The sequence below is a fragment of the Polaromonas sp. P2_G11 genome (genome assembly GCF_056403595.1).
The window spans coordinates 729571-754174 of the sequence record NZ_JBFUFE010000002.1 but is presented as its reverse complement, the minus strand read 5'-3'; the positions used below and the strand labels follow the sequence as shown (position 1 = coordinate 754174).

Here is a 24604-nt window from a genome sequence, read left to right as displayed (position 1 = left end):
GCGCACGGTCCGCCATGTTACCCGAGCGGGACGCAGATTTTGCCGGGAAAAAGGCCCTTGACGGGCCCGGCGTGAAACACTTTGCTTCGCACGGCGGCGGTCTGTCAGGGTGACGCCCGGCCCTGCGCTGCCTGAAAATGGCTGGCTACCAGGGAAATTTGGATGAAATCAGCCTGAAGCCCAACAAGGACAAGCGCGAGCAGCTATTAATTTAATAGCGATCAGACCAGGGCATGACAAACCGCAACCCAGACCGGCGGCGGGTGAGCAAGGCGAGGCTGGATAATCAAGGCATGAATCCCCTGCTTTCACGCCTCCAGCCCTACCCGTTTGAACGGCTGCGCCAGTTGCACGCCGATGTCACCCCCAACCCGGCTTACAAACCCATCAGCCTTGGCATAGGCGAACCCCGCCATGCCACGCCCCAGCTCATCAAGGATGCGCTGACAGCCAGCCTGGACGGCCTGGCCAGTTACCCCGGCACGCTGGGGGAGCCGAAGCTGCGCCAGGCCATGACCGACTGGCTGGCCCGCCGCTACAACCTGAAACTGGACCCGGCCACGCAAATCCTGCCGGTCAACGGCTCGCGCGAGGCGCTGTTTTCACTGGCGCAAACCGTGCTGGACGCCAGCAAACCGGGCGCCACCGTGGTCTGCCCGAATCCGTTCTATCAAATTTATGAAGGCGCAGCCCTGCTGGCGGGCGCACAGACCTGGTTCGCCCCCAGCGACCCGGCGCGCAACTTCGGCATCGACTGGGCGGCAGTGCCGGCGGACGTCTGGGCCAAAACCCAGCTGGTGTTTGTCTGCTCGCCCGGCAACCCCACAGGCTCGGTGATGTCGCTGGCCGAATGGAAGCTGCTGTTTGAACTGAGCGACCGCTACGGCTTTGTGATTGCTTCGGACGAGTGCTACAGCGAAATTTACTTCCGTGATGAGGCGCCTCTGGGCGGCCTGCAAGCAGCCGCAGAGCTGGGCCGGCATGACTTCAAGAATCTGATTTCCCTCACCAGCCTTTCCAAGCGCAGCAATGTGCCCGGCCTGCGCAGCGGCTTTGTGGCTGGAGATGCGGCGCTGATCAAGCCGTTTTTGCTCTACCGCACCTACCACGGCAGCGCCATGAGCCCCATCGTGCAGGCGGCCAGCATTGCCGCCTGGAATGACGAGCAACATGTGGTGGACAACCGCGCCATGTACCGCGAAAAATTTTCCAAAGTCACGCCCATGCTGTCGGCGGTGATGGACGTCGCCCTGCCCGACGCAGGCTTTTACCTGTGGGCCGGAATCCCCCAAGCATTCAAGGGCTCGGACACCGCGTTTTCGCGCGAGCTGCTCGCTCTTTACAATGTCGTGGTGTTGCCGGGCAGTTACCTGGCACGCGATGCGCAGGGGCACAACCCCGGCGCCGGCAGAATTCGCATGGCGCTGGTGGCAGAAACCGCCGAATGCGTGGAGGCCGCAGAGCGCATCGTCCAGTTCATCCAATCCAAAGTTCACTGAAAAACCATTCTCATGACTCAAGCCAACCTGCAAGCGCTCCAGCAAACCATTGACGCCGCCTGGGAAGACCGCGCCAACCTGTCGCCCAAGTCGGCGCCCAAGGACATCCTGGAGGCAGTGGAGCAAACGATTTCCCAGCTGAACAATGGCTCGCTGCGCGTGGCCACCCGTGAAAGCGTGGGTGTGTGGACGACGCACCAGTGGATCAAGAAGGCGGTGCTGCTGAGCTTTCGCCTGAAAGACAACGAACTGATGCGCGCCGGTGACCTCGGCTTTTTCGACAAGGTCAAAACCAAATTTGCGCACCTGAGCGAAGCCGAAATGCGCGAAACCGGTGTGCGCGTGGTGCCCCCCGCCGTGGCCCGCCGCGGCAGCTTCATCGCCAAGGGCGCGATCCTGATGCCCAGCTACGTCAACATCGGCGCCTGGGTTGGCGAAGGGACCATGGTCGACACCTGGGCCACCGTGGGCAGCTGCGCGCAGGTCGGCAACAACGTGCACCTTTCAGGCGGCGTCGGCCTGGGCGGCGTGCTGGAGCCGCTGCAGGCCAACCCCACCATCATTGAAGACAACTGCTTTATCGGCGCACGCTCTGAAGTGGTCGAAGGCGTGATCGTCGAAGAAAATTCGGTGATCTCTATGGGTGTCTACATCGGCCAGAGCACGCCGATTTACGACCGCGAAGCCGACACCGTCACCTACGGCCGCATTCCTGCAGGCTCCGTCGTGGTGTCGGGTAACCTGCCAAAGGCCGGCGGCAAGTACAGCATGTACTGCGCGGTGATCGTCAAGCGCGTGGACGCAAAAACCCGTTCCACCACCAGCCTGAACGATTTACTCCGCGACTAGACATGGCCCCCACGCTTCTCGCTTCGCGTAGTGCGCTGCCCCCCGAGGGGGCCGCTGCGCCTGCGGCCCGGCAAAGCCGGTTCCGCGGCCCCTGCTGGCGAGGAACCGTAAGCCGGGTGGCCAACGTTGTATTTCATTTCAATCAAGAGGGTGGACTATGAGCACGATGGAAAGAATCCTGCGTTTGATGGTGGACAAGAAGGCGTCTGACGTCTACCTGTCGGCCCATTCGCCCGCCCTGATCAAGATCAATGGCCAGGCCATCCCGATCAATGCGCAGATCCTGCCGCCGGAGGCGCCGCGCAACCTGCTGGCTGAAGTGCTGCCGCCCGAGCGCATCGAAGAGATGGAGGAAATGGGTGAGCTCAACATGGCGCTGCCAATTGCCGGCCTGGGCAACTTCCGTATCAGCGGATTCAAGCAGCGCAGCACCTACGCCGCCGTGATTCGCTATATCCCCAGCGATATCCCGCCGCTGGACAGCCTGAACGTGCCGCCCATCCTGGCCGACCTGATCATGGAAAAGCGCGGCCTGCTGCTGATGGTGGGCTCCACCGGCGCCGGCAAAAGCACCACACTGGCCTCCATGATCGATCTGCGCAACGAGACAACGCTGGGCCACATCCTCACCATCGAGGACCCGGTCGAATTTTTGTTCACCAACAAGAAGTCTGTTGTGAACCAGCGCGAGGTCGGCAGCGATACACAATCGCTGCAGGTGGCGCTGAAAAATGCGTTGCGGCAGGCGCCTGACGTCATCCTGATCGGTGAAATCCGCGACCGCGAAACCATGTCGGCGGCCATTGCCTATGCGCAATCGGGCCATTTGTGCCTGGCGACCATGCACGCCAACAACAGCTACCAGGCGCTGAACCGGATCCTGAGCTTTTACCCGGTGGAAGTGCGCAGCACCATGCTGGGCGATCTGGGTGCCGCGCTCAAGGCCATCGTGTCGCAGCGGCTGCTGCGCACACAGGACGGCGGCCGAACGCCGGCGGTGGAAGTCATGCTCAATACCAAGCTGATCTCCGAGTTGATCGAAAAAGGCGATTTTTCAGGCGTCAAGGAAGCGATGGAAAAATCCATGGCCGAAGGCTCACAGACCTTCGAGCAGGACATCGCCAAGCTGATCGTGGCCGGCACCGTCACACGCAAGGAAGGTGTTCTCTACGCCGACTCGCCGACCAATCTGATGTGGCGGCTGGAGAATGACTTTGCCGTCAAGGCCAAGACACTGGAGCCAGAAGAGGACCCGGATGACGAACCGTCCTTTACGGAAATCACGCTGGACGTGAAGCACTAAAAACACGGCCGCGCTCGTTTCGGGCCGGTGTTAACAGGCCCTAAACGACATGTCCCGAACCCTGCATCTGGCTGAACAGCTGATTTCCCGCCCCTCCGTCACGCCTGACGACGCAGATTGCCAGGCCCTGCTGATCGCACGGCTGGCGCCGCTGGGCTTTCGATGCGAAACCATCGTCAGCGGCCCTGCCGACTTCCGCGTCACCAACCTGTGGGCTCGGCGTGAAGGGAAATCTCATGATTTAAGGGCTGCAGCCCAATCAGGACGGGCGCAAGCAGCTACTGAATTAATAGCAAAAAGCGATAGCGCCGCGCCGGCCAAAACCCTGGTGTTCGCCGGCCACACCGACGTGGTGCCCACCGGCCCGCTCGACCAGTGGCACAGCCACCCGTTCACCCCGAGCCATCGCGACGGAAAGATGTACGGGCGCGGTACCGCCGACATGAAAACATCGATCGCGGCGATGGTGGTCGCAGTCGAGGAATTCCTGGCCGCCCACCCGGATCCGGCCTTGTCGATCGCCTTCCTGATCACCAGCGACGAGGAAGGCCCGGCCGTGGACGGCACGGTCATGGTCTGCGAGCAGTTGAAAGCGCGCGGAGAAACGCTGGACTATTGCATCGTGGGTGAACCCACCTCGGTCGAGCGCCTGGGCGACATGATCAAGAACGGCCGCCGCGGCACCATGAGCGGCAAGCTCACCGTGAAGGGCGTGCAGGGCCATATTGCCTACCCGCACCTGGCCAAAAATCCGATCCACCTGTTTGCACCGGCTCTGGCCGAACTGGTGGCCACCGAATGGGACAAAGGCAATGCTTTCTTCCCGGCCACGAGCTGGCAGGTCTCCAACATCCACGGTGGCACCGGCGCGTCCAACGTCATTCCGGGCGAGCTGGTGGTGGACTTCAATTTCCGCTTCTGCACCGAATCCACCCCCGAAAGCCTGCAACAGCGCCTGCAAGCCGTGCTCAGCCAGCACCAGCTGGAGTACGACCTCAAATGGACCCTGGGCGGCCTCCCCTTTCTGACCACTCCGGGCACGCTGGTGGATGCGGTGCGTGGAGCGATCCAGGCTGAAACCGGCCTGAGAACCGAGCTTTCGACCACGGGCGGCACGAGTGACGGCCGCTTTATCGCCAAAATCTGCCCGCAGGTCATTGAATTCGGCCCCCTCAACGCTTCGATCCACAAGATCAACGAGCATGTTCTGGTGAGCTCACTCGATCCGCTCAAAAACATCTACAAAGGTGTTCTGGAACGACTGGCGGCAGCATGACGAGCCCGGCAACTCCTGCTTCATCGCTGACGGTGCTGGCGCTGGTCGAGGAAATGGCCGCCAGGCTGGAAGCGGCAGGCCTGCACTTTTCAGACGGATTCGGGCAAGGCACGACCAACGCCTTCGACGAGGCCGCGTGGCTGGTGCTGTGGAAGCTTGGGTTGCCGCTGGACGACCTGGATTCTGTAGAGAATCGGCCTGTAACCCAAGAGGAACGGGCGCAAGCAGCTATGCTTTTGGAAGCACGCATCAGCACCCGCAAGCCGGCGGCTTACCTGACGAACGAAGCCTGGCTGATGGGCGTGCCCTTTTATGTGGATGAGCGTGTGATCATTCCACGCTCCCTCATTGCCGAGCTGCTGGCCGACGCCAGCATAGACCCCTGGCTGGGCGAGCACACCCACCGCGTGCTTGACCTCTGCACCGGTAACGGCAGCCTCGCGGTGCTGGCGGCCATGACCTACCCTGACGTGGTGGTGGACGCCGCCGACATCAGCCTGGACGCTCTGGAGGTGGCCCGTATCAATGTGGACCGTCATCGTCTCGACGGCCGCATCACGCTGATCGAATCTGACGGCATGGCTGCCTGCGCGGGCCTGTATGACCTGGTTTTGTGCAACCCGCCCTATGTGAACGCTGCCAGCATGGCGGCCCTTCCGGCCGAATTCCGGGCTGAACCCGGCCTGGCACTGGACGGTAACCGGCACGGCGGCACCGACGGTATGGACTTCATTCGAGACCTTTTTCAAAGCGCCGCACGCCATATGAGCGAAAATGCCGTGCTGGTGCTGGAAATCGGCAATGAGCGCGAGAATTTTGAGCGCGCTTTCCCGACGCTTGAACCGCTGTGGTTCGAAACCAGCTCGGGCGCCGACCAGGTCTTGCTGCTGACGCGCGAACAACTGGCCTGAAGGCCAGGCCGGTGCTCAGCCCCGGCCTGGATGACTGGCGCAGCGCTTGCATGGCAAGCGTGTGCGACGCCCCACCGCTCCGAATACTTTTCCTGAAGCTTTTTATTAAATGATTACCCTTAAAAACGTCGTGCTGCGCCGCGGCGCCAAAGTGATTCTGGACGGTGCGTCCGTCACCCTCAACCCCGGCGAAAACGTTGGCTTGGTGGGGCGTAACGGCGCGGGCAAATCCTCGTTGTTTGCCATGCTCAACGGCACGCTGCATGAGGACGGCGGTGAGTTTTCGATTCCTACGCAATGGCGCATGGCCCAAGTAGCGCAGGACATGCCCGAAACCGAGCAAAGCGCCACCGAATACGTCATCGAAGGCGACGTAGTACTGATGGCCGCGCAGGCCGAAGTGGCGGCCGCCGAGGCCAGCGGTGACGGCGACCGCATGGCGCACGCGTATATGGAGCTGTACGACTCCGGCGCGCATGACTCGCAGGCCCGCGCGCAGGCATTGATCCTGGGGCTGGGCTTCAAGGTCAGCGAACTGGACAACCCCGTCAACAGCTTTTCCGGCGGCTGGCGCATGCGCCTGCAACTGGCGCGCGCGCTGATGTGCCCGTCTGACCTGTTGCTGCTGGACGAACCCACCAATCACCTGGATCTGGACGCACTGGTCTGGCTGGAAGCCTGGCTCAAGCGCTACCAGGGCACCATGCTGGTCATCAGCCATGACCGCGAATTTCTCGACGCCGTGACCGACGTGACGGTACATATCGAAAGCGCAAAACTCACTCGCTACGGCGGCAATTACAGCAAGTTCGAAGATTTGCGTTCCGAGCAGATGGCGCTGCAACAGACTGCGTTTTCCAAACAGCAGGACAAGATTGCCCACCTGCAGAAGTTCATCGCCCGCTTCAAAGCCAAAGCCAGCAAGGCCAAACAGGCGCAAAGCCGCGTCAAGGCACTGGACCGGATGGAGAAGATCGCCCCGCTGCTGGCTGAAGCCGACTTCACTTTCGAGTTCAAGGAGCCGGCCAACCTGCCCAATCCCATGCTGTCGATGCAGAACGCCTACTTCGGCTACCCACCGCTTGAAGACGCCCCGGAAGGTACGCCGCCCACAGTCATCGTGCAGAACGTCAGCAAGTCGGTGCTGGCCGGACAGCGCATCGGCATCCTGGGCGCCAACGGGCAGGGCAAGTCCACACTGGTGAAAACTGTGGCGCGCGCACTCGCGCCCATCAGCGGCGAGATGATTGAGGGCAAGGGCCTGAACATCGGCTACTTCGCCCAGCAGGAGCTGGACGTGCTGCGCCCGGCCGACAACCCGCTTGAGCACATGATCCGCCTTGTAAAGGAAGTCACCGCCGCCGGCAAGATGGGCAACCAGCCTACACGTGAGCAGGATTTGCGCAGCTTTCTGGGTAATTTCAATTTTGGCGGAGACATGGTCAAACAGGCCGTGGGCAGCATGAGTGGCGGTGAAAAAGCACGCCTGGTGTTGTGCATGATCGTCTGGCAGCGCCCCAACCTGCTGCTGCTTGATGAGCCGACCAACCACCTGGACCTGGCCACGCGCGAAGCCTTGTCGATGGCACTCAATGAGTTTGAAGGCACCGTCATGCTGGTGAGCCACGACCGCGCGTTGCTGCGCGCCGTCTGCGACGAGTTCTGGATGGTGTCCCAAGGCGGCGTCGCCCCCTTTGACGGCGACCTGGACGACTACCAGAAGTACCTGCTGGACCATGCCAAACGCCAGCGCGAGGAAGCCAAAAAGACCGGCAGCGCGACCCCGGTTGCCGCTGCCAAGTCAGTTACCCCCGCTGCGGCAGCTGAAGAAAAGAAAGCCGTGCCGCGCGAGACGCCCGAGCAACGCAAGCTCGATGCACAGCGCCGCCAGCAGCAGGCCGAAGCCACCAAGCCGCTGCGCAAGGAAATCGAGAAAATCGACCTTCGCATGAAGGCACTCACCAGCGAGCGCGACAGCCTTCAAGCGCTGTTGACCACCACCACCGCGCCGGCGGAGATCGCCCAGACCGGCAAGCGCCTCAAGGCCATCGAGGGCGAAATAGACATGCTGGAAGAACGGTGGCTTGAGCTGACCGAACAGATCGAGACGGCTGCAGTGTAAAGTGGCGAAAGGATCCTTGACGGCACCACGCCGCCGGGGTCACCCATTTTGTGAAAGGGCCCGATTGATGCCTTCAGCCTTGCACATGGCCGCGGACGACGCGGCACTTGAAGCCGCCGTCAAACGCAGCCGCAAACTGCTGAACAAGCGCGCCATGGTGGCGGCCGCAGCCAGTGCCGTGCCGGTGCCTGGGCTGGACTGGGCGGTGGACGCGGCGATGCTGTCCCGGCTCATCCCGGAAATCAACAGGGAGTTCGGTCTCACGCCCCAACAGCTTGACAGGCTGGAGCCCAGAAAGCGCGACCAGGTGCAAAAAGCCGTCACGCTGGTAGGTTCGGTGCTCATCGGAAAATTTATCAGCCGTGACCTTGTCATCAAGGCTGCCACCAAGATCGGCGTTCGCCTGACCACCAAACAGGTTGCCAAGTATGTGCCACTGGCCGGCCAGATCGTATCGGCCGCAGTCGGCTATGCGGCGATACGCTACCTGGGCGAAGAGCACATGAAAGACTGTATCCGGGTGGCGAAGCAGGCGGAGATGGAGCTGCCCTTGCTGGGCTACTCGGCTTGAGCCCGCAAAGCCCGCCTTCGGGAGTTTGTCAGCAGAACAACAAAAAAGGACCTAGCCTTGCGGCTAAGTCCTTGATGTACTTGGTGGGTTCTGACAGATTCGAACTGTCGACCTACGGATTAAGAGTCCGCTGCTCTACCAACTGAGCTAAGAACCCGGAAATTCTGGTGGGACCAGCGGGGGTCGAACCCACGACAAACGGATTAAAAGTCCGCTGCTCTACCAACTGAGCTATGGTCCCAAGAACGTATCTTGCGATACATCCCGGTATTTGCTGCTTCGAGGGCAGCAAAGCCTTGAATTATAGCGTGATTTTTTAAGCCTTCGCAAAAACTCAGGCCGCAATTTTGTCGAGTGCCCAGCCGGCCGCGCATAGGCCGAAGGTCGAGGTCACGCTGACGACCGATCCATAGCCGTGGCAGTTCAGACTGCCGTCGCTTTGGTCTGCGGCATCGGGCTGCAGCACAGCCTCGCGGCTGAAGACACAGGCTACACCTATCTTGCCTTTGCGTGCGCCGCCGTGCTCCTTGCGCAGCCGGTAACGCAACTGCGCCAGCAAGGGGTCGTGCGTGACCAGCGACAGGTCGTCGATGTCCACGCGGTGCGCCAGCCGCTTGCCGCCCGCGGCGCCTACACTGACCAGATTCACCTTGTTGGCAATCGCCCAAGCTGCCATGGCGGTTTTGGCTTTCACCTGGTCGCAGGCGTCGATGACGGCCAGCTGCTTGCGGTCAAAGCCCTCTTCGAGGCCCAGGATGCCCGGCCAGTTGGCGGCGTCGACAAATTCCTCGATGCCGTCCACGCGGCAGCCCGGGTGAATCTGCGCGATGCGTTCGCGCATGGCCTGCACCTTGGCCTGCCCCAGCGTGCTGTCCAGCGCATGGACCTGGCGGTTGATGTTCGATTCGGCGATGTGATCGAGGTCGATCAGGGTCAGGCGGGCCACGCCGCTGCGGGCCGCGGCCTCGGCCGCCCAGGAACCCACGCCGCCCAGGCCCACCACCACAACGTGCGCCCGGCGTATGCGCTGCGCCCCCGCCGCGCCGTAAAGGCGCGCCAGGCCGCCGAACCGGCGCTCCAAGTCGGCGGGAAGTTCTTCGATGAGGGATGTCATTGGAAATGCGGATCGTTGCCGGGACGTGCTCAGGCAGAACGTTCCAGCCGCCAGATCTGGTACTTCAATCCCGCCACGCAGCCCGCGAGAATGGCAGCCAGCGCCACAAAGCTGGTCGCGCTCAGGGTCGAGATGCCCGACAAGCCCTGTCCCACGGTACAACCCATGGCGCAGACGCCGCCTACGCCCATCAATGTGGCTCCCACCAGGTGATTGGCAGTGTCTTCCGCGTCACGAAAACCTTCCCAGCGGAAACTGCGCGACAGCACGGCGTAGACGGCCGAACCAACCACCACACCGAACACCGACACGATGCCCAGCGTGAGCACCTTGCTCTTGTCGCTGAAAAACATGAGCCAGTCTACGGTGTAAGCCACGGGCGAGACAAAACTCAGCGCCTCGGCGCGGCCCGAGTTGGTGGCGAGAAAGGCTTCCTGCAACGTCTCCGGATGTTCGGCCACATAGCCCAGGCGCCCGCTGACCCACCACATGGCCGCAATGACGCCGCCAATGCCCAGACCTGCAAGCAGGTTATCAAAGCGACGGAAGTCCTGGCCGAACAGCGCCCAGACGATAAGGCCCAACCCGATGAGGATGGCCAGGCCGATACCGGCGGCGGCGGGTGTGATACCGATGGCGCCGGCCACCCAGTTGGGCAAGGTCGCATTGGCCGTGAAATCGACGGCAATCTTGTCGACCGTAGCCACACGGACCACAGCCGTGATGCCTTTGAGTGTCGCAAAAGCTGCGATGCCCATCACGGCAAATACCACGACGGACTTGAGGCTGCCCCCTCCAATACGCACCAGCGTTTTGCTGCCGCAGCCTGAAGCCAGGACCATGCCAAAACCGAACATCGCGCCGCCCACCGATGCGGAAAGCCAGATAAAACGGTTGGAGGCATACAAGGTCTTGGATGGATCAATCACACCGGCCGCGGCCATGGTGAAAAACCCGATCATGGCTACACCAATCGCCATTCCCCACATGCGCATACGGGTCCAGTCACCCATGTTCACGATGTCGCTGACGGCGCCCATGGTGCAGAAGTGCGTTCGCTGGGCAATCGCGCCAAAAACCATGGCGAGAATAAAACCGGCCCAGAGAACGTGGGCCGTGAGACTATTGAGTGCGGAGATGTCCATCGCCCGATTTTAGGGGCGAATGATCTTTGCCCCCGGGCCAGCCGGATAGCCTGCCCGAGGTGCGGCTTACTTCAGCTTGGCCAGCCGTTCCTTGGCGACGGAAGCCGCCTCGGCCTGGGGATAGGTCTTGACCAGGTCCTCCAGCGTCTTGCGGGCCGACTTGGTGTCCTTGAGTTCCACCTGGCAGTTGGCCAGCGAAAGCATGGCCTCCGGCGCGCGCATATGATCGGGTTCAGCCGTCACGAGCGAGCGGAAATTAGTCACCGCGTCGCGGTAGTTGCGCAGGGCGTACTGCGCATTGCCCAGCCAGAACAGGGACGATGTCCGGTAGCCGGTTTGCGGATAACGCTTCAGGAAGCCCAGGAAGCTCGTCTGCGCTGCTGCGAAGTCGCCCTTGCGAAGCGTGGCCAGTGCGGTTTCGAACTCCTGTTTTTCAGCGGGCTCGGCCACAAATTCCTTGCCGTCCACATTGACTTTGCCGGGCTCGAACTTGCGCAGACGCTCGTCCACGCCTGTCGTCAGGTCTTTCTGGGTGCGCTGCATCTCGGCCACGCTGCGCGTCAGGTTTTCGTTCTGCCCACGCAGGTTGGCGACTTCGCTGCGCAGTGCCTCAATCTGATTGGACAGGTCGAGTACGCTGCGGCGCAACTGAGCGTTGTCTTCCGTGTTTTTCCGCACGTCATCGGCCATGCGCAGCTGCGACGCATCGACCTTTTGCCGCAAATCGAGGATCGCCCGGCGGGCCTCATCGTCTTCAAACAGGCCGGCGTTTGCATTGAACGCCAGCACGCAGGCCGCGGCTACCGCGGCATACCGAAACATGTTCACGGTTCGGGCCCCGTTTAACGGTAGTTGAGTTCAGCGCGGCGATTCTTCGCCATGGAGTCCTCATCAGAGCCCGTAGCTGCCGGCTTTTCCTTGCCGAAGCTCACGGCCTCGACTTGCGGATCAGCCACGCCCAGCAAGCCCAGCGCGCGGCGAACTGCCTCAGCGCGCCGTTGGCCCAGAGCCAGGTTGTACTCGCGGCCGCCGCGCTCGTCGGTATGGCCTTCAATAGCCATCTTGCGGCCCTTGTTGGCCGTCAGGTATTTGGCATGGGCCTCGATTGCTCCCTGGAACTCGGGCTTGACCACGTAGCTGTCGAAGTCAAAGTAGATGACCTTGGTGGTATTGGCAGGGCCCGCCAACGAGGCATCGGCGCCTTCAACCTGTACCGGCGCAACAGCACGGCCAGTCGCGCCTGGTGTACCGCCTTGCTGGGTCGTGCCGGTGCGATCCTCGACCGGCACGTCGTTCAGCTTGACGCCGGAACCGCAGGCTGCCAGCGTGGCCGCCAGGACAAGGGAGAAGATGATTGAAAAAACGGTGCGTTTCATGAAGTACCTCTACAAAAAAATAGGCCGTATGGAAAACAAAAATAATGCCGGGTGTTGCCGGTCACCGCTGGAAAGGGCCCCAATCGGGTTCCCGGATGTCACCGCTTGCCCCGGACAGTCTTGCCTTGATCTTGCCGTCCAGCGTTGTAGTCATCAGGGCTTCCCTGCCCTGCTGCTGGGTGGCATACACAATCAATCGGCTGTTGGGTGCAAAGCTCGGACTTTCATCGGCCGTGGTTTCGGTGATTGGAGTGACCGTACCGCTGGCAAGTTCCATGACGTGCAGCTTGAAGGCGCCGCCCACCCGGGAAACATAGGCCAGCCATCGACCGTCAGGGCTGAGCGCCGGGGAGATGTTGTAGGTCCCGGTAAAGGTGACCCGCTCGGCATTGCCACCATTGGGGCTCATGCGGTAGATTTGCGGCGCGCCGCCGCGGTCGCTCACGAAATAGATGTAGCGACCATCGGGCGAGAAGGCAGGCTCGGTGTCTATGCTGGAAGATTGAGTCAGCCGTTTGGGCTCGCCCCCATTGAGGCCGATCGCATAAAGCTGCGAACCACCGTCGCGGCTCAGCGTCGCCACCAACTGTTTGCCGTCCGGCGACCATGCGGGCGCGCTGTTGGAGCCTCGAAAGTTGGCCAGCAGGCGTCGCTTGCCGGATGCCACGTCGTGTGCGTAGATCACCGGCTTGCGCGACTCAAACGACACATAAGCCAGTTGGGAGCCGTTAGGTGACCAGGCGGGCGAAATAATGGGTTCGGGGCTGGTCAGGGCCGACTGCGCGCCCTCACCGTCGGAGTCGGCCACCCAGAGGTTGTATTTCTGGGCCGCCTTGGTCACGTAAGCGATACGCGTCGAGAAAATGCCTTTTTCGCCAGTGAGTTTTTCATAGACAAAATCGGAAATGCGGTGTGCAGACAGCCGCAAGTCAGCAGGCCCTACCGTGTAACTCTGGCCTCCCAAATCCTGTCCGCGCACGATATCCCAGAGGCGAAGACGAACATCAAAACGACCATCTGCCAACGGGGAAATGCTGCCGGTCACCATCGAATCAGCGCCTTTTTGCTTCCAGGCAGCCAGATCCGGGCGGGTATTCTCATCCGCGACGATCCCTGCGGTATCGATCGGTCGAAACATGCCACTACGTTCAAGGTCTGCCCGGACGATGGCGCCGATCTTTTGCGGTGCCTGCGCTTCTCCCCGAAACGTGGCGATGGCGATGGGCAGTTGGGTCAGGCCAACTCCGGAAACCTCAACGCGAAATTGCGCCAGAGCCGGCACTGCCGGGAGCGTGGCAGCAACCAGCATTCCAGCAATGGTGCGACGGCGAATAAGGGGTGTGATGCTCATGGTTTTTTTTCAGGTCAATGCAAATGCGTTATTTTGATGGGTGTTTGAGGGGCAATCTGGCCCAGCCCTTTCTCCGCCTGCGTGACAGCAGTTTTCATGCGCTGGAGCACCCTGTTTTTATTGATGGATTCCTGGTCGCGCCTGTTCTCTCGGTGCCAAAGATGAAATACTTCCGTACCCATAAAACCATTTTTGCGCCGAATTCCCATATGGCTGAGCCTCAACACCAGATCGGCATCTTCATGACCCCACCCCTGAAAAGTTTCGTCAAATCCGTTGACGTTAAAAAAATCCCGCCGCCAGACACCCAGATTGCAGCTGCGAATGCCTTGCCACTGAAAACCTTGTTGTACCCTGAATAAACGCCATGGCCAGGACAGGAGGTGCAATAATTTGTTGCTATCGCCCTGCAGCCGGGCGCGAATCCAGAACGATACAGGACGGCTGGGTAAATCAATAGCGCCATTGACTACACGTTCTGTAAGACGTTGGCTGATCAATACCCGGCTTCCGTTGACAAAACATCCTGGCTCGGCGAGGCGAGCATGCTCCGCCACAAAGCGCGGCCCGGGAACGCAGTCTCCATCAAGAAAAACCAGATAGTCGGCCGTAGCCAGACTGGCTCCGAGGTTGCGAGCCTGCGCTGCGGTAAAGCCCACGTCAGGGTGCCAAACGTGGCGGACGGAGCAGTTGAAGTCCGGACATTGCTTATGGAGCATCTCCACTTCATCCGCGCGAGATCCATCATCGGCAATGATGACTTCATGCGCCGGCCCGCATTGACCTGCGAGTGACTTCAAAACAACCAGCAACGCATTGGTTCGGTTATAGGTCAGCACAATAAAGCTGACCTTCACGGTGTGCTCGTTCACTTGCCGGAATTCCGTTGCAGCAACCAAAGCTTCAGGTAGCGGTAATAGGTACCTTCGGCATTTGAAATGGCAAGCACAAGCCCCATGCGCCCGTCCATGAAACCCAAGCGCAAAAAATAGGTTCGAAAGAATGCCCAAAAACCATGGCCGAGCGCTTTGCTGATCGATGATTTTTTACCCTTGCTGTGCAGCACTTGGGCACCGGCACTGGAATAGCGGTTGGCCTTGTCGAGAACCGACTCAAAGTTTGCGAAACTTTCGTGGAGCAGGGAGGAGTTCAACTGCCCTACCGGGTTCGACGTAAGAATTTTTTCATGGACAAGATCATCCGAAAAACGGGCACTCTCGCGCCGAAACAGTCGCGTCACACGATCGGGATACCAGCCGGAATGCCGCATATATTGCCCGCAATAGCTGGAAAGACGAGGAAAAGAATAGACGTCAAACGCCGGCGCCTGAAGCGCTTTGATGATTTCACGCTGAAGCTCGGGGGTAACTCTTTCGTCCGCATCCAGAGAAAGAACCCATTGGGAACTCGCCAGGGCCAATGCGCGGTTTTTCTGGGCACCAAACCCCGGCCAGTCATGGTCGATGCTGACGCGAGCTCCCATGGACCTGGCAATGGCCACAGTTCCATCACTGCTGCCTGAATCGAGGACCACGACCTCATCGGCGAAAGCTACCGAGCGTAAACAGGCCTCCATGTTATGGGCCTCATTCTTGGTGATGATGGTTACGGACAAGCTTGCCAACGAATGCCTACTCAGAAGATCACAAGGGGGATTTACCAGTGAAGTCGCGTTGCTTCATCCCCTGACAGCATAGCAGAGGACCCGTACGCGCCCCCTCGTCGGCAAGTGTGGAATCACCGATAATGCGGGCTGCTCATCAGGTACTGACTGCGACCATTTTGTTAAATAAGACGCTCAATTTTCGGCTCGCCATTATTTGCTTAGCCACGGCCTCTATTGGATTGTCTATGGCAATAATCAGTATTGCCAAGCTTTTGCTGGTGCTTTGCGGGCTCGCTACCCTGCTGGCCATGCGACAAACCGGGCAATACAAGAATCCGCTTGCAGGGTTGCGCGTACCAATCGCCGTGCTGGTCATCCTGTTCGCGTTCACGCTTAGCCTGATATGGACCGTTGCGCCACTGACCGATGCATTGAGCTCGGTTGGAAAATATGGCAAGCTGCTTGAGATCATCCTGATCGTATTTCTTGTTCGCGATGCGCGTGAGGCGATGTGTGCGTTTGCCACATTTGTTGCTGCACAGGTATTTTTGCTGGCCGGTTCCTGGATGCTTTTTTTCCATCTCCCGGTACCCTGGGCAACTTCCAATATGGCGCTGACAAACTACGCCGTATTCTCCAGCTATCTGGACCAGAGCATCATGAGCGGAGTGTTCGCAGCGGTCTGCTGGCATTTACGCGCCCTCTTCCCCGGGCGCTTTGGCCCACATTTCGCTGTATTGGCCGCGATCTTGGCGCTGTGCAATGTATTTTTTGTGCTGAGTGGCCGTACCGGGCACGTGGTGGCAATCCTTTTGCTGTCGAGCGCCATCATGTGGGAACTACCCAAGCGCTATCGAATAGTCACTGTACTTCTGCCTTTTATCTTTCTTGTAGCTCTCTCATTTGGTTCATCCAAAATGCACCAGAGAATTGTGGAAGCGCAGACCGAAATAAAGTCTTTTTCCTTTAAAAAGGGGGCCGATATAGCAACCGGTTACGGCGCAGTATCCAGCTCTTCAGGCATCCGGCTCCATTTTTGGCACAGGGCGGTGCAGTCGATTGGCGACAACCCGATTCTGGGCGCCGGGGCCGGGAGCTGGGCAAGCGAATACAACCGGCTTGAGCAACGGGAAAAGCAGGATTACAAGCCTGTACAAAACGGAAATCCGCATCAGGAATACCTGCTGTGGGGTGTTCAGCTGGGCATTCCGGGAATTGCCCTACTTTGCGGGTTGATGTTTTCGATCTTCAAAGATACCGCCGGGATGGACAAACCATATGCCCGGGCGGTGCAGTCCACTTTGTTGGCACTGGCCGCTTCGTGCTTTTTCAATGCATCCATTTATGACGCGCTGATCGGGGATTTTTTCTGTGTATTGCTCGGTTTGCTGCTGGTTTTAGGGCTCCGCAGCCCGACGCACGAATCTGCTGGTCAATCCAAAAACGAAGCAACAGCATGAGCAGCAGCACAGAAAAAGGCTCCTTGAATTCACCATCAAAGCCGTCCCTGCAGCACAGGATTGCGAGAGTCTGGCCTTATTTCAGCAGCTCACGCGGTGGATGGGCATTAGCCATTGGCGCCACTATCGTGGCTTCGGCAACCGAGCCGTTTGTACCGGCATTACTCAAGCCACTCCTGGACCGGGGATTTCAGCGGGACTCATTCAATCTCTGGCTGGTTCCACTGACATTGATGCTGCTATTCACCCTGCGGGGACTCTCCGGGTTTCTGGCGCAGTACGCCCTGGCCAAGGTCACCAACGAGGGCCTCCAGTCGCTGCGCCGGGCGATGTTCGGCAAACTGCTGAGCTCGCGCCTGTCGCTGTTCGCGGACCAGTCCTCCAGCGCCATCGCCAACACCGTTGTCTACGAGGTGTTCAACGGCTCGTCGATGATGATCAATGCGGTCATGAAGCTGGCGCGCGACGTTCTCACGCTGGTGGCCTTGGTGGCTTACTTGCTCTTCCTGAACTGGAAGCTGATGCTGATCGTCTCCTTGCTGTTCCCAGCCGTCGCGCTGGTGATTCAGCTACTGACGCGCCGCCTTTACCGGCTGACCCGCGAAAGCCAGGTGGCCACGGACAACCTGGCCTATGTCGTCGAAGAGAACGTGCTGGCTCACCGCGACGTGCGGCTGCATGGCGCGCAGGCCGGTCAGGCTTCGCGCTTCGAGGCGCTGAGCAACACGCTGCGGCGGCTGTCCATCAAATCCACCGTCGCCTACGCAGGCATGAGCGCCATCACCCAGGTGCTGGCCGCAGTGGCGCTGTCGGCCGTCATCTCCATCGCCCTGCTCCAGGGCTCGGAAAACACCACCACTGTGGGCGGCTTCGTGGCCTTCGTGACGGCCATGCTGCTGCTGATCGCCCCCATCAAAAGCTTGTCCGACGGTGCCACGCCCATCACGCGCGGGCTGGCGGCGATCGAGCGCGGGCTGGACCTGGTCGACCTCATCGAGGACGAAAGCAGCGGCAGCTTCAGCACGGCCAGGGTCGCCGGCGACATTGAATTTTCAGGCGTCAGCGTTGTCTACAAGCCGGATACGCCGCCGGCGTTGGACGGCATCAGCCTGGCGATACGCGCCGGCGAGACCGTGGCGCTGGTCGGCTCGTCCGGTTCTGGCAAGACCACGCTGGCCAGCCTGCTTCCGCGCTTTGTCGACTACAGCGCCGGCAGCATACTGCTGGACGGCACGGAACTACGAGACTGGGACCTGGCTTCGCTGCGCTCGCAGTTCGCCTTCGTAAGCCAGCACGTCGTCATGTTCAACAACAGCATGGCCTTCAACGTCGCGCTGGGTCAGTCTTTCGACAGTGACAAGATCGTGCGCTGCCTGACCGCCGCCAATCTGGGCCAGTTGCTCGAGGAACTGCCGCAGGGCATAGACACCGTGCTCGGCCACAACGCCATGCAGCTGTCCGGCGGCCAGCGCCAACGGCTGGCGATTGCCCGGGCACTGTACAAGGATGCGCCCGTGCTCATCCTCGACGAAGCCACCTCGGCCCTGGACACCGAGTCGGAAAAAGCCGTACAGGAAGCCATACAGCGGCTGGCCGCGGGCCGCACCTCGCTGATCATCGCCCACCGGCTGTCCACCATCCAGCATGCCGACCGCATCATCATGATGAACGCCGGCCGCATCGTCGAGCAAGGCAGCCATGCTGAGCTGCTCCAGAACAACGGCGCTTATGCCCACCTTTACCGCCTGGGCTTCCAGGGCGCAGCCTAGAAAGTCATTCCCGATGCCAGTCTCCATCAGCGGCTTTACCTTTATTCGCAACGGCGTGGGCCTGGGCTTTCCCTTTGAGGCCTCCATCCGCTCCCTGTTGCCCCTGGTCGATGAATTCGTCGTGGCCGTGGGCAAGGGCGAGGACGACACGCTGGAACGCGTCAAGGCCATCAACGACCCGAAAATCCGAATCATCGAAACACTGTGGAACGAACGCATGGCAGACCGCGGTTTTGTTTATGCGCAGCAAAAAATGATCGCCCAATACTCCTGCACCGGCGATTGGGCGTTCTACCTGGAGGGCGATGAAGTGGTACACGAAGGCGAGCTTGCCGCCATTCGGGCCAGTGTTGAGCGCCATCACTTCAATCCCGCAGTCGAAGCGCTGGTGTTTGACTACCATCACTTTTATGGCTCTCCCGACTGGATTTCCATCAGCCCGGGATGGTACCGTCGCGAATGCCGTTTGATCCGCAATACCATTCGAAGCTATGCACCCGATGGCCAGTATTGGCTGGTCACTACACAGCACAAACGGGGGCGTAACCCCCAGGGCGCACTTGCCGGTGCGCACATTTACCACTACGGCTGGATACGGCGCAACGAGGAAATGCAGAAGAAACTGGATCAGGTCAGCAAGTACTGGGGCGAGGCCTCAGCGGCGCAAATCACCTACAGCCAGTTTGATCGCCGCGCGCTCGCCCCTTTTAAGGGCACGCACCCCCAGGCGGTGCAGGAATGGCTGGCCACTGAGGCTGAACCGGTCCTGAACATCGACCCGGCCTACAAGCCCACGCCCAAGGAAAACAAATACCACTTCATGCGGCAGGTGGAAACGCTGACCGGGCTGGATTTCAGCCGCAAGCATTTCAAACTGGTGGCTTGACCCACCTGACGGCTTCAGGAACCCGCGATCTTTGCCGCCACAGCTGAAAGGTACAGCGCCTCCTGCTGCAGCGCGATTTCACGCCACTGGTAGTGTGCGGCAAAGGCCACGGCGCCGTCCGCCAGCGTTTCCCGCAACGTCGCCTGGGCAAGCAAATCGCCCAACGCCCGCGTCAGTTCACCCGCATCCCGGGGATCGTCCAGCATCAAGGCATTCACACCCTGGCTCAGCAGGCCGGAAATACCGCAGTAATTCGGCCCGCTGACCACCACCGGCAGGCCGTGGGCCATGGCCTCCAGCACCACCATCGCAAAAGTGTCCTCGAAGGTGGGGTGCACCAGGATATCGGCGGCCTCGTAGGCCGGGCTGACGTCCTTGAGCGCACCCAGGAAAAACACCCGTGCACCGAGTTTGAGTGTTCCGGCAAGTGCGCGGAATTCGGCAATATGCGCAGGGTTACCCACCACCGCCAGCACCACATCGGCTGGCAGCCGCGTCATGGCTTGCAGCAAGGCCTCCAGGCCCTTCTTGCGGTAATCGTTGCCCACAAACAGCAGGCAGGTGCCCTCTGCCGGCAACCCCAGTAGCGCCCTCGCCTGGCGTTTGCGATCAGCGTTCATCGAGCTGGGCAGCGTGATCCCCGGCGTGATCACTGAAATCGCGGCGCTGTTGTCCGGGTAAGCAGCCGCCATGATGGGCCGCAGGCTTTCGGACGTCACCACCACTTGCCGGCCCGGGCGCGGGATATAGCGCGCGCGCTCCAGTGCCAGGTAAGCCAGCAGGCGCGGGCTGGTCACGACCTTGATCCAGCGCAAGAAGCGGCGAAGGCCGCGGCGTCCCCGGAACAGGCTGTGTTTGACCGGCATCACGTGCACCGTCTGCACCTCGCCGTGCCAGGTGTTTTCATGCGAGTGCACCACGTCGAAGCCGTGCCGTGTCGCCCACCAGGTGGCCGTGGCAAACCACAGCTGATTCACCCAGCGCGGCTTGCGCAGCGGGGAAGAGACCTTGTGGTAAGTCACACCGGGCCACTTGTGGTCGATGTCCTGCGCGAACACATGCATCTCGTGCCGGGCCGAGAGCTGCTCGACGAGGGCGATGGAATAGCGCTCTGCGCCGCCGCCGGTGGGCGAGAAGGTTCGGTTGAAGACGGCGACGCGCAGTTTCCTGGAGGAAGAATCAGGCGGGCTCATTTTTTCCGGCGGTCCTCGTAGGCCGTGGCGATCTTGAGCCAGAACACCGGCAAGGTGGTCGAGCGCAGCACCGGCACCCGCGGCAGCTGCAGCAGGTTCATGCCAGCATGGCAGCGGCTGCGCTGCGTGGTGGTGGCGGTGGCAAACCCCAGCTCCCGAACCAGCTCGACGTGCCTGGCCTCGTAGTGGCCGTAGGGATAGCAGAAATGCTCGACCGGCTGGGCCAAGACGGCCTCCAGCCCGGTCTTTCCCAGCACCATCTCCTCGCGGCAGCCCGGCTCGTCGGTTTCCATTAGATTGACATGGCTGTGGGTGTGCGAGCCTATCTCCTGCCCGCCCGCCACCCATTGGCGGATCTCGGCCTCGTCCATCAGCGGGGTCTGCGGGATGCCTATGCCCCCGTCCCAGATATTGGTTTTCCCGAGCAGACCGCTGACTGCATAACAGGTCGACGAAAAGCCCTGCTTCACCAGCACCGGCAGGGCTTGGGTCAGGTTGTTGCGGTAACCGTCGTCAAATGTGATGCCAACCACCTTGCCGCTACGCTCGCCGCGCAGGTAAGGCAGCAGGCCGCTCATCGAAACGCCCGTGTAGCCCAGTCGCTTGAGCCAGGCCATTTGCCGCGCGAAAGCCGCGGGTGCCACATAGAGCCCGCGAAACGGACTGCTGCCCTTGGGCGGAGCCTCGGCAATCTGGTGGTAGACCAGGATGGGAATGGGTTGGCGGTTCTGGCTGAACATTGAAAGAGGCATGAAGGTCACAGCAGCACGATGTCGTATTGTTCCTGAGCCATCGCCGCTTCCGCCTGCAGGGAAATGGGTTTACCGATGAAGTCGCTCAGGCTGGCCAGGTGCTGGCTTTCTTCGTCGAGGAAAAGTTCAATCACCTTGGGCGAAGCCACCACCCTGAATTCGCGCGGGTTGAACTGCCGCGCTTCGCGCAGGATTTCGCGCAGGATGTCGTAGGTCACGCTCCGCGCCGTTTTAACCACGCCTTTGCCCATGCAAGCGGCGCAGGGCTCACAAAGCTGATGGGCCAGCGATTCGCGGGTGCGCTTGCGCGTCATCTCCAGCAGGCCCAGCGCAGAAAAACCGTTGACACTGGTCTTGATACGGTCTCGTGAAAGCTGTTTTTGAAATTCGGTCAGCACCGCATCTCGGTGGTTTTCCTTGATCATGTCGATGAAATCAACGATCACAATGCCGCCAAGATTGCGCAGGCGCAGCTGTCGGGCAATCGCCTGCGATGCCTCCAGGTTGGTCTTGAAAATCGTGTCGTCGAAGTTGCGGGCGCCGACAAATCCGCCGGTATTGACATCGACGGTTGTCAGCGCTTCCGTCTGGTCGATGATCAGGTAACCGCCTGACTTGAGATCGACCCGCCGGCCCAGTGCTTTGGCAATTTCCTCGTCAATGTTGAACAAGTCAAAAATAGGACGTTCGCCGCCGTAGTGCTGCAGCTTCGGTTCGGTTGCCGGCATGAACTCCACAGCAAACGCCTTCAGCTTTTCAAACTGCTCACGTGAATCAATGCGGATGGTCTGCGTTTCCTCTACCACCAGGTCGCGCAGCACGCGTTGCAGCAGATTAAGGTCCTGGTGCAGCACGGAAGCGGGGGGTAAACGCACAGACGCATCCTTGATCCGTCCCCAGGTCTTGCGCAGGTAGGTGATGTCCTCTGCCAGTTCAGCGTCTGTCGCGTCCTCGCCATTGGTTCTCAGTATGAATCCGCCACCCATGTCCGCAGTCAGGGCCTGAACCCGTTGACGAAGCTCTTCGCGTTGCCTGGGGGGTATTTTTTGCGACACACCGATGTGGTTGTCTTGCGGCAAAAACACCAGCAACCGGCCGGCAATGCTGATTTGTGCCGTCAGCCGTGCGCCCTTGGTGCCTATCGGGTCCTTGAGAACCTGCACCATGACGGCCTGCCCTTCGAACAGCTGCTTTTCAATCGGTTGCAGCGACGCCATGGCCGGTGCGATAAGTCCACCGGCGGCCTGTGCGTCGGAGTCGGCATGGCGGCTGTTGATGCTGCTCATGAGGTCTGCCACGTGCAGAAAGGCTGCACGGTCCAGGCCGATGTCGATGAAGGCCGACTGCATGCCGGGCAGCACGCGGGCGACCTTGCCCAGGTACACATTGCCGACCAGGCCGCGTTCCAGGGTGCGTTCAACGTGAAGCTCCTGCACTGCGCCGTGTTCGACCATCGCCACCCGGGTTTCCTGGGGAGACCAGTTGATCAGGATGTCTTGTTGCATGTCTTTTGGAAGATTGAGTTGGCTAGAGGCGCTAGAGACGAATACCCGCGGCCTGCAACAGCCGGGCGGTTTCCCTCAGCGGGAGCCCCATGATGCCACTGTAGGAGCCATCGATGCGGCTGATGTGCATCGCCACCCTGCCCTGCACAGCATATGCGCCGGCTTTACCCATGGGCTCGCCACTGGCCACATAACTGCGGATCTGCGCGGGCGTCAGCGCGTCAAAACTGACACGCGAAGTGCTCAGCGCCTCGAAACGACGGCGCCCGAACTGCACCGCCACCGCGGTCAGCACCCTGTGCGTGCCGTCCGAAAGCTCGCGCAGCATGCGGGCCGCGTCTTTCCCGTCCTCCGGCTTGCCGTAAATCACCCGACCCATGGCCACCGTAGTGTCCGAACAAAGGATGGGCGCCGGCGGCAGCTTGCGCCGCTTCATGCGGGCGATTGCCGCATCGAGCTTGAGGCCGGTGACACGCTGGACGTAGGTAGCGGGTGCCTCGTTTTTAAGCACCGCCTCCAGCGACTCAGCGTCCTCATCGGCGTCCGGCAGCAGCAGTTCGTGACGCACGCCGAGTTGTTCCAGCAATTGCCGTCGCCTCGGGCTTTGCGAGGCCAGGTAGATGAAGTCAGCCATGGACGGGACTATTCGCGATGATAAGGATGGTTAATGGTGATGCTCCAGGCACGGTAAAGCTGCTCAATCAGCAGCACGCGCACCATGGCATGGGGCAAGGTCAGGTCTGAGAGGCGCAGACGCTCATGCGCAGACTGTTTGAAACCGGCGTCCAGCCCGTCGGGCCCGCCGATAACGATGGCGACGTCGTCACCGGAGAGTTGCCAGGCCTTGAGCCGTTCAGCCAGTGCCACAGTAGTGACGGCCGTGCCGCGTTCATCGAGCGCCACGACGCGGGTGCCGCGGGCGATGCTGGCCTCTATGCGCCCGCGCTCAGCCGACAGCAGGTTTTCCAGGGTCTTGGAGGCGCGCGGTTCGGTCTTGACGGCTTTGAGCTCGACTTTCAACTCAGGCGGGAAGCGCTTGGCGTAGTCGTCATAGGCCGTTTGCGCCCAGTCGGGCACTTTCTGGCCGACCGCTACGATCGTGAGCCTCATTTTCTCCGGGACGGAGTTTTCCTGGCGGCGGGTTTGCGGGCTGCCGTTTTAGCGGCGGTTTTCGCTGCTGTTTTCTTCGCCGCCACCTTTTTGGCTACGGGCACTTTGACAATCGGTGTTTTAACCGCAGGCTTTGCCGATGACTTGCCAGGAGCCGCTTTGGCGCCTGCCCGTGCCGGCTTTGCGGCTGGTTCGGTAGCCGGCGTGGCGGCATTGCGCTTGGCGGTCCAGTCATTGGTCTTGCCAACACGGCCCACATAGCTTGAATCGGGGGCAGTCGGCGCCTTTGCAGGTGCTTTGGCCGCCGACTTCGCGGAGGTCTTTGCGCCTGGTTTCGCAGTTTTCGCGCCGGCGCGGGAAACCTTGGGTTTGGCTTCCAGCTCGACATCGGCCTTCGACGCCTTCACCAGCGGCGCGGGCGCGCCCAGCTTGAGTTTGATGGGCTTGTCGCCCCACAGCTCTTCCAGGTGGTAGTACTGACGAATGGTCGGCTGCATGATGTGCGCCACGGCGGCGCCGCAATCGACAATGATCCATTCCCCGTTGTCTTCGCCTTCGATGCGAGGCTTGGCAAAACCTGCGTCCCGCACGGCATCCCGCACGCTGGCGGCCAATGCCTTGGTCTGACGGTTGGAGCTGCCGGAGGCGATGATCACGCGCTCGAACAGTGACGTAATGTGCTCCGTGTCAAACACCTGGATGTCCTGCGCCTTGACGTCTTCCAGACCGTCAATGATGGCACGCTGCAGTTTCTGCACGTCCTTTTTGTCGGCGGCGGCGGAGGTTTTGACGGTGGTGGATGTCAT

Annotated in this window: 23 protein-coding genes and 2 tRNA genes; 10 read left to right on the top strand and 15 right to left on the bottom strand. The window is 60.7% G+C overall.

All coding sequences use genetic code 11. The features are described from left to right. Window positions 1-293: 293 nt before the first annotated feature. The 7 genes from dapC (at window position 294) to AC1DWQ_RS10145 (ending at window position 8531) form a co-directional block, all read left to right on the top strand. Window positions 294-1499, top strand: coding sequence for a succinyldiaminopimelate transaminase (gene dapC / locus AC1DWQ_RS10175; protein WP_477669504.1), 1206 nt, complete (start codon window positions 294-296; stop codon window positions 1497-1499). A gap of 12 nt (window positions 1500-1511) precedes the next feature. Then, entirely contained in the window at window positions 1512-2348 is an 837-nt protein-coding gene (gene dapD, locus AC1DWQ_RS10170) for a 2,3,4,5-tetrahydropyridine-2,6-dicarboxylate N-succinyltransferase (protein WP_457280835.1), read from the top strand. Between the two features lie 157 nt (window positions 2349-2505). Further along, complete coding sequence (locus tag AC1DWQ_RS10165) at window positions 2506-3651, top strand: PilT/PilU family type 4a pilus ATPase (RefSeq protein WP_477669503.1); 1146 nt, start codon at window positions 2506-2508, stop codon at window positions 3649-3651. 49 nt (window positions 3652-3700) lie between these two features. Next, window positions 3701-4927, top strand: coding sequence for a succinyl-diaminopimelate desuccinylase (gene dapE, locus AC1DWQ_RS10160; RefSeq protein WP_477669502.1), 1227 nt, complete (start codon window positions 3701-3703; stop codon window positions 4925-4927). Beyond that, window positions 4924-5838 carry a 50S ribosomal protein L3 N(5)-glutamine methyltransferase gene (gene prmB / locus AC1DWQ_RS10155; RefSeq protein WP_477669501.1) on the top strand — a complete coding sequence of 305 codons (915 nt, stop codon included), beginning with the start codon at window positions 4924-4926 and terminating at the stop codon, window positions 5836-5838. Before dapE ends, prmB begins: the two co-directional genes overlap by 4 nt. Before the next feature lie 109 nt (window positions 5839-5947). Continuing rightward, on the top strand, window positions 5948-7960 hold the full coding sequence (locus AC1DWQ_RS10150; protein WP_477669500.1) for an ABC-F family ATP-binding cassette domain-containing protein: 2013 nt from the start codon (window positions 5948-5950) through the stop codon (window positions 7958-7960). Between the two features lie 67 nt (window positions 7961-8027). Beyond that, the gene (locus AC1DWQ_RS10145) at window positions 8028-8531 is read left to right on the top strand and encodes a hypothetical protein (protein ID WP_457280831.1); all 504 of its coding nucleotides are present in this window, start codon (window positions 8028-8030) and stop codon (window positions 8529-8531) included. Window positions 8532-8612: 81 nt separating this feature from the next. Here the strand turns inward: AC1DWQ_RS10145 and AC1DWQ_RS10140 are convergent. From AC1DWQ_RS10140 to AC1DWQ_RS10100, 9 genes are all read right to left on the bottom strand, one after another. Next, window positions 8613-8688: transfer RNA gene (locus AC1DWQ_RS10140), tRNA-Lys, on the bottom strand. An 8-nt stretch (window positions 8689-8696) separates the two neighbouring features. After that, window positions 8697-8772, bottom strand: a tRNA-Lys gene (locus AC1DWQ_RS10135). A gap of 93 nt (window positions 8773-8865) precedes the next feature. Continuing rightward, on the bottom strand, window positions 8866-9645 hold the full coding sequence (locus AC1DWQ_RS10130) for a tRNA threonylcarbamoyladenosine dehydratase (protein ID WP_477669499.1): 780 nt from the start codon (window positions 9643-9645) through the stop codon (window positions 8866-8868). Between the two features lie 29 nt (window positions 9646-9674). Continuing rightward, a complete protein-coding gene (locus AC1DWQ_RS10125) occupies window positions 9675-10790 on the bottom strand; it encodes a YeeE/YedE family protein (RefSeq protein WP_477669498.1) in 1116 nt (371 codons plus the stop codon). Window positions 10791-10856: 66 nt separating this feature from the next. Further along, window positions 10857-11612 (bottom strand): tol-pal system protein YbgF, encoded by a 756-nt coding sequence (gene ybgF / locus AC1DWQ_RS10120; RefSeq protein WP_457280991.1) that lies wholly within the window; start codon window positions 11610-11612, stop codon window positions 10857-10859. A gap of 20 nt (window positions 11613-11632) precedes the next feature. Continuing rightward, window positions 11633-12166 carry a peptidoglycan-associated lipoprotein Pal gene (gene pal, locus AC1DWQ_RS10115; RefSeq protein WP_477669497.1) on the bottom strand — a complete coding sequence of 178 codons (534 nt, stop codon included), beginning with the start codon at window positions 12164-12166 and terminating at the stop codon, window positions 11633-11635. A gap of 61 nt (window positions 12167-12227) precedes the next feature. Beyond that, window positions 12228-13517, bottom strand: a complete 1290-nt coding sequence (tolB, locus tag AC1DWQ_RS10110; protein ID WP_477669496.1) for a Tol-Pal system beta propeller repeat protein TolB — start codon at window positions 13515-13517, stop codon at window positions 12228-12230. 14 nt (window positions 13518-13531) lie between these two features. Continuing rightward, window positions 13532-14389, bottom strand: a complete 858-nt coding sequence (locus AC1DWQ_RS10105; protein WP_477669495.1) for a glycosyltransferase family 2 protein — start codon at window positions 14387-14389, stop codon at window positions 13532-13534. After that, window positions 14386-15141: a glycosyltransferase family 2 protein gene (locus AC1DWQ_RS10100; RefSeq protein ID WP_477669494.1), complete on the bottom strand. Its 756-nt coding sequence runs from the start codon at window positions 15139-15141 to the stop codon at window positions 14386-14388. Before AC1DWQ_RS10100 ends, AC1DWQ_RS10105 begins: the two co-directional genes overlap by 4 nt. A gap of 227 nt (window positions 15142-15368) precedes the next feature. Here AC1DWQ_RS10100 and AC1DWQ_RS10095 point away from each other — a divergent pair, with 227 nt between their 5' ends. Genes AC1DWQ_RS10095 through AC1DWQ_RS10085 form a run of 3 tightly spaced genes read left to right on the top strand, consistent with a single transcriptional unit; the run spans window position 15369 to window position 19238 of the window. Then, entirely contained in the window at window positions 15369-16583 is a 1215-nt protein-coding gene (locus tag AC1DWQ_RS10095; RefSeq protein ID WP_477669493.1) for an O-antigen ligase family protein, read from the top strand. Beyond that, the gene (msbA, locus tag AC1DWQ_RS10090; protein ID WP_477669492.1) at window positions 16580-18352 is read left to right on the top strand and encodes a lipid A export permease/ATP-binding protein MsbA; all 1773 of its coding nucleotides are present in this window, start codon (window positions 16580-16582) and stop codon (window positions 18350-18352) included. The genes AC1DWQ_RS10095 and msbA overlap by 4 nt, the downstream gene beginning before the upstream one ends. A 13-nt stretch (window positions 18353-18365) precedes the next feature. After that, complete coding sequence (locus tag AC1DWQ_RS10085) at window positions 18366-19238, top strand: glycosyltransferase family protein (RefSeq protein WP_477669491.1); 873 nt, start codon at window positions 18366-18368, stop codon at window positions 19236-19238. Between the two features lie 14 nt (window positions 19239-19252). Here the strand turns inward: AC1DWQ_RS10085 and AC1DWQ_RS10080 are convergent, their stop codons facing one another. The 6 genes from AC1DWQ_RS10080 to rsfS all read right to left on the bottom strand — a co-directional run bounded on the left by AC1DWQ_RS10080 (window position 19253) and on the right by rsfS (window position 24604). Beyond that, window positions 19253-20431 (bottom strand): glycosyltransferase family 4 protein, encoded by a 1179-nt coding sequence (locus AC1DWQ_RS10080; protein ID WP_477669490.1) that lies wholly within the window; start codon window positions 20429-20431, stop codon window positions 19253-19255. Next, entirely contained in the window at window positions 20428-21171 is a 744-nt protein-coding gene (locus AC1DWQ_RS10075; protein ID WP_477669489.1) for a polysaccharide deacetylase family protein, read from the bottom strand. Before AC1DWQ_RS10075 ends, AC1DWQ_RS10080 begins: the two co-directional genes overlap by 4 nt. A gap of 17 nt (window positions 21172-21188) precedes the next feature. Beyond that, complete coding sequence (rng, locus tag AC1DWQ_RS10070; RefSeq protein WP_477669624.1) at window positions 21189-22637, bottom strand: ribonuclease G; 1449 nt, start codon at window positions 22635-22637, stop codon at window positions 21189-21191. Window positions 22638-22719: 82 nt separating this feature from the next. Continuing rightward, window positions 22720-23322 (bottom strand): Maf family protein, encoded by a 603-nt coding sequence (locus tag AC1DWQ_RS10065; RefSeq protein ID WP_477669488.1) that lies wholly within the window; start codon window positions 23320-23322, stop codon window positions 22720-22722. An 8-nt stretch (window positions 23323-23330) separates the two neighbouring features. Then, window positions 23331-23798, bottom strand: coding sequence for a 23S rRNA (pseudouridine(1915)-N(3))-methyltransferase RlmH (gene rlmH / locus AC1DWQ_RS10060; RefSeq protein ID WP_477659088.1), 468 nt, complete (start codon window positions 23796-23798; stop codon window positions 23331-23333). Next, window positions 23795-24604 carry a ribosome silencing factor gene (rsfS, locus tag AC1DWQ_RS10055; protein ID WP_477669487.1) on the bottom strand — a complete coding sequence of 270 codons (810 nt, stop codon included), beginning with the start codon at window positions 24602-24604 and terminating at the stop codon, window positions 23795-23797. Before rsfS ends, rlmH begins: the two co-directional genes overlap by 4 nt.

Coding starts and splice junctions, on each gene's coding strand:
- dapC (WP_477669504.1), top strand. CDS start 294: ATGAATCCCCTGCTTTCACGCCTCCAGCCCTACCCGTTTGAACGGCTG.
- rng (WP_477669624.1), bottom strand. CDS start 22,637: ATGGTCGAACACGGCGCAGTGCAGGAGCTTCACGTTGAACGCACCCTG.
- AC1DWQ_RS10065 (WP_477669488.1), bottom strand. CDS start 23,322: ATGGCTGACTTCATCTACCTGGCCTCGCAAAGCCCGAGGCGACGGCAA.
- AC1DWQ_RS10130 (WP_477669499.1), bottom strand. CDS start 9,645: ATGACATCCCTCATCGAAGAACTTCCCGCCGACTTGGAGCGCCGGTTC.
- dapD (WP_457280835.1), top strand. CDS start 1,512: ATGACTCAAGCCAACCTGCAAGCGCTCCAGCAAACCATTGACGCCGCC.
- AC1DWQ_RS10150 (WP_477669500.1), top strand. CDS start 5,948: ATGATTACCCTTAAAAACGTCGTGCTGCGCCGCGGCGCCAAAGTGATT.
- AC1DWQ_RS10085 (WP_477669491.1), top strand. CDS start 18,366: ATGCCAGTCTCCATCAGCGGCTTTACCTTTATTCGCAACGGCGTGGGC.
- AC1DWQ_RS10095 (WP_477669493.1), top strand. CDS start 15,369: ATGGCAATAATCAGTATTGCCAAGCTTTTGCTGGTGCTTTGCGGGCTC.
- AC1DWQ_RS10080 (WP_477669490.1), bottom strand. CDS start 20,431: ATGAGCCCGCCTGATTCTTCCTCCAGGAAACTGCGCGTCGCCGTCTTC.
- msbA (WP_477669492.1), top strand. CDS start 16,580: ATGAGCAGCAGCACAGAAAAAGGCTCCTTGAATTCACCATCAAAGCCG.
- prmB (WP_477669501.1), top strand. CDS start 4,924: ATGACGAGCCCGGCAACTCCTGCTTCATCGCTGACGGTGCTGGCGCTG.
- dapE (WP_477669502.1), top strand. CDS start 3,701: ATGTCCCGAACCCTGCATCTGGCTGAACAGCTGATTTCCCGCCCCTCC.
- AC1DWQ_RS10125 (WP_477669498.1), bottom strand. CDS start 10,790: ATGGACATCTCCGCACTCAATAGTCTCACGGCCCACGTTCTCTGGGCC.
- ybgF (WP_457280991.1), bottom strand. CDS start 11,612: ATGTTTCGGTATGCCGCGGTAGCCGCGGCCTGCGTGCTGGCGTTCAAT.
- pal (WP_477669497.1), bottom strand. CDS start 12,166: ATGAAACGCACCGTTTTTTCAATCATCTTCTCCCTTGTCCTGGCGGCC.
- AC1DWQ_RS10075 (WP_477669489.1), bottom strand. CDS start 21,171: ATGTTCAGCCAGAACCGCCAACCCATTCCCATCCTGGTCTACCACCAG.
- rlmH (WP_477659088.1), bottom strand. CDS start 23,798: ATGAGGCTCACGATCGTAGCGGTCGGCCAGAAAGTGCCCGACTGGGCG.
- AC1DWQ_RS10165 (WP_477669503.1), top strand. CDS start 2,506: ATGAGCACGATGGAAAGAATCCTGCGTTTGATGGTGGACAAGAAGGCG.
- rsfS (WP_477669487.1), bottom strand. CDS start 24,604: ATGACATCCACCACCGTCAAAACCTCCGCCGCCGCCGACAAAAAGGAC.
- tolB (WP_477669496.1), bottom strand. CDS start 13,517: ATGAGCATCACACCCCTTATTCGCCGTCGCACCATTGCTGGAATGCTG.
- AC1DWQ_RS10145 (WP_457280831.1), top strand. CDS start 8,028: ATGCCTTCAGCCTTGCACATGGCCGCGGACGACGCGGCACTTGAAGCC.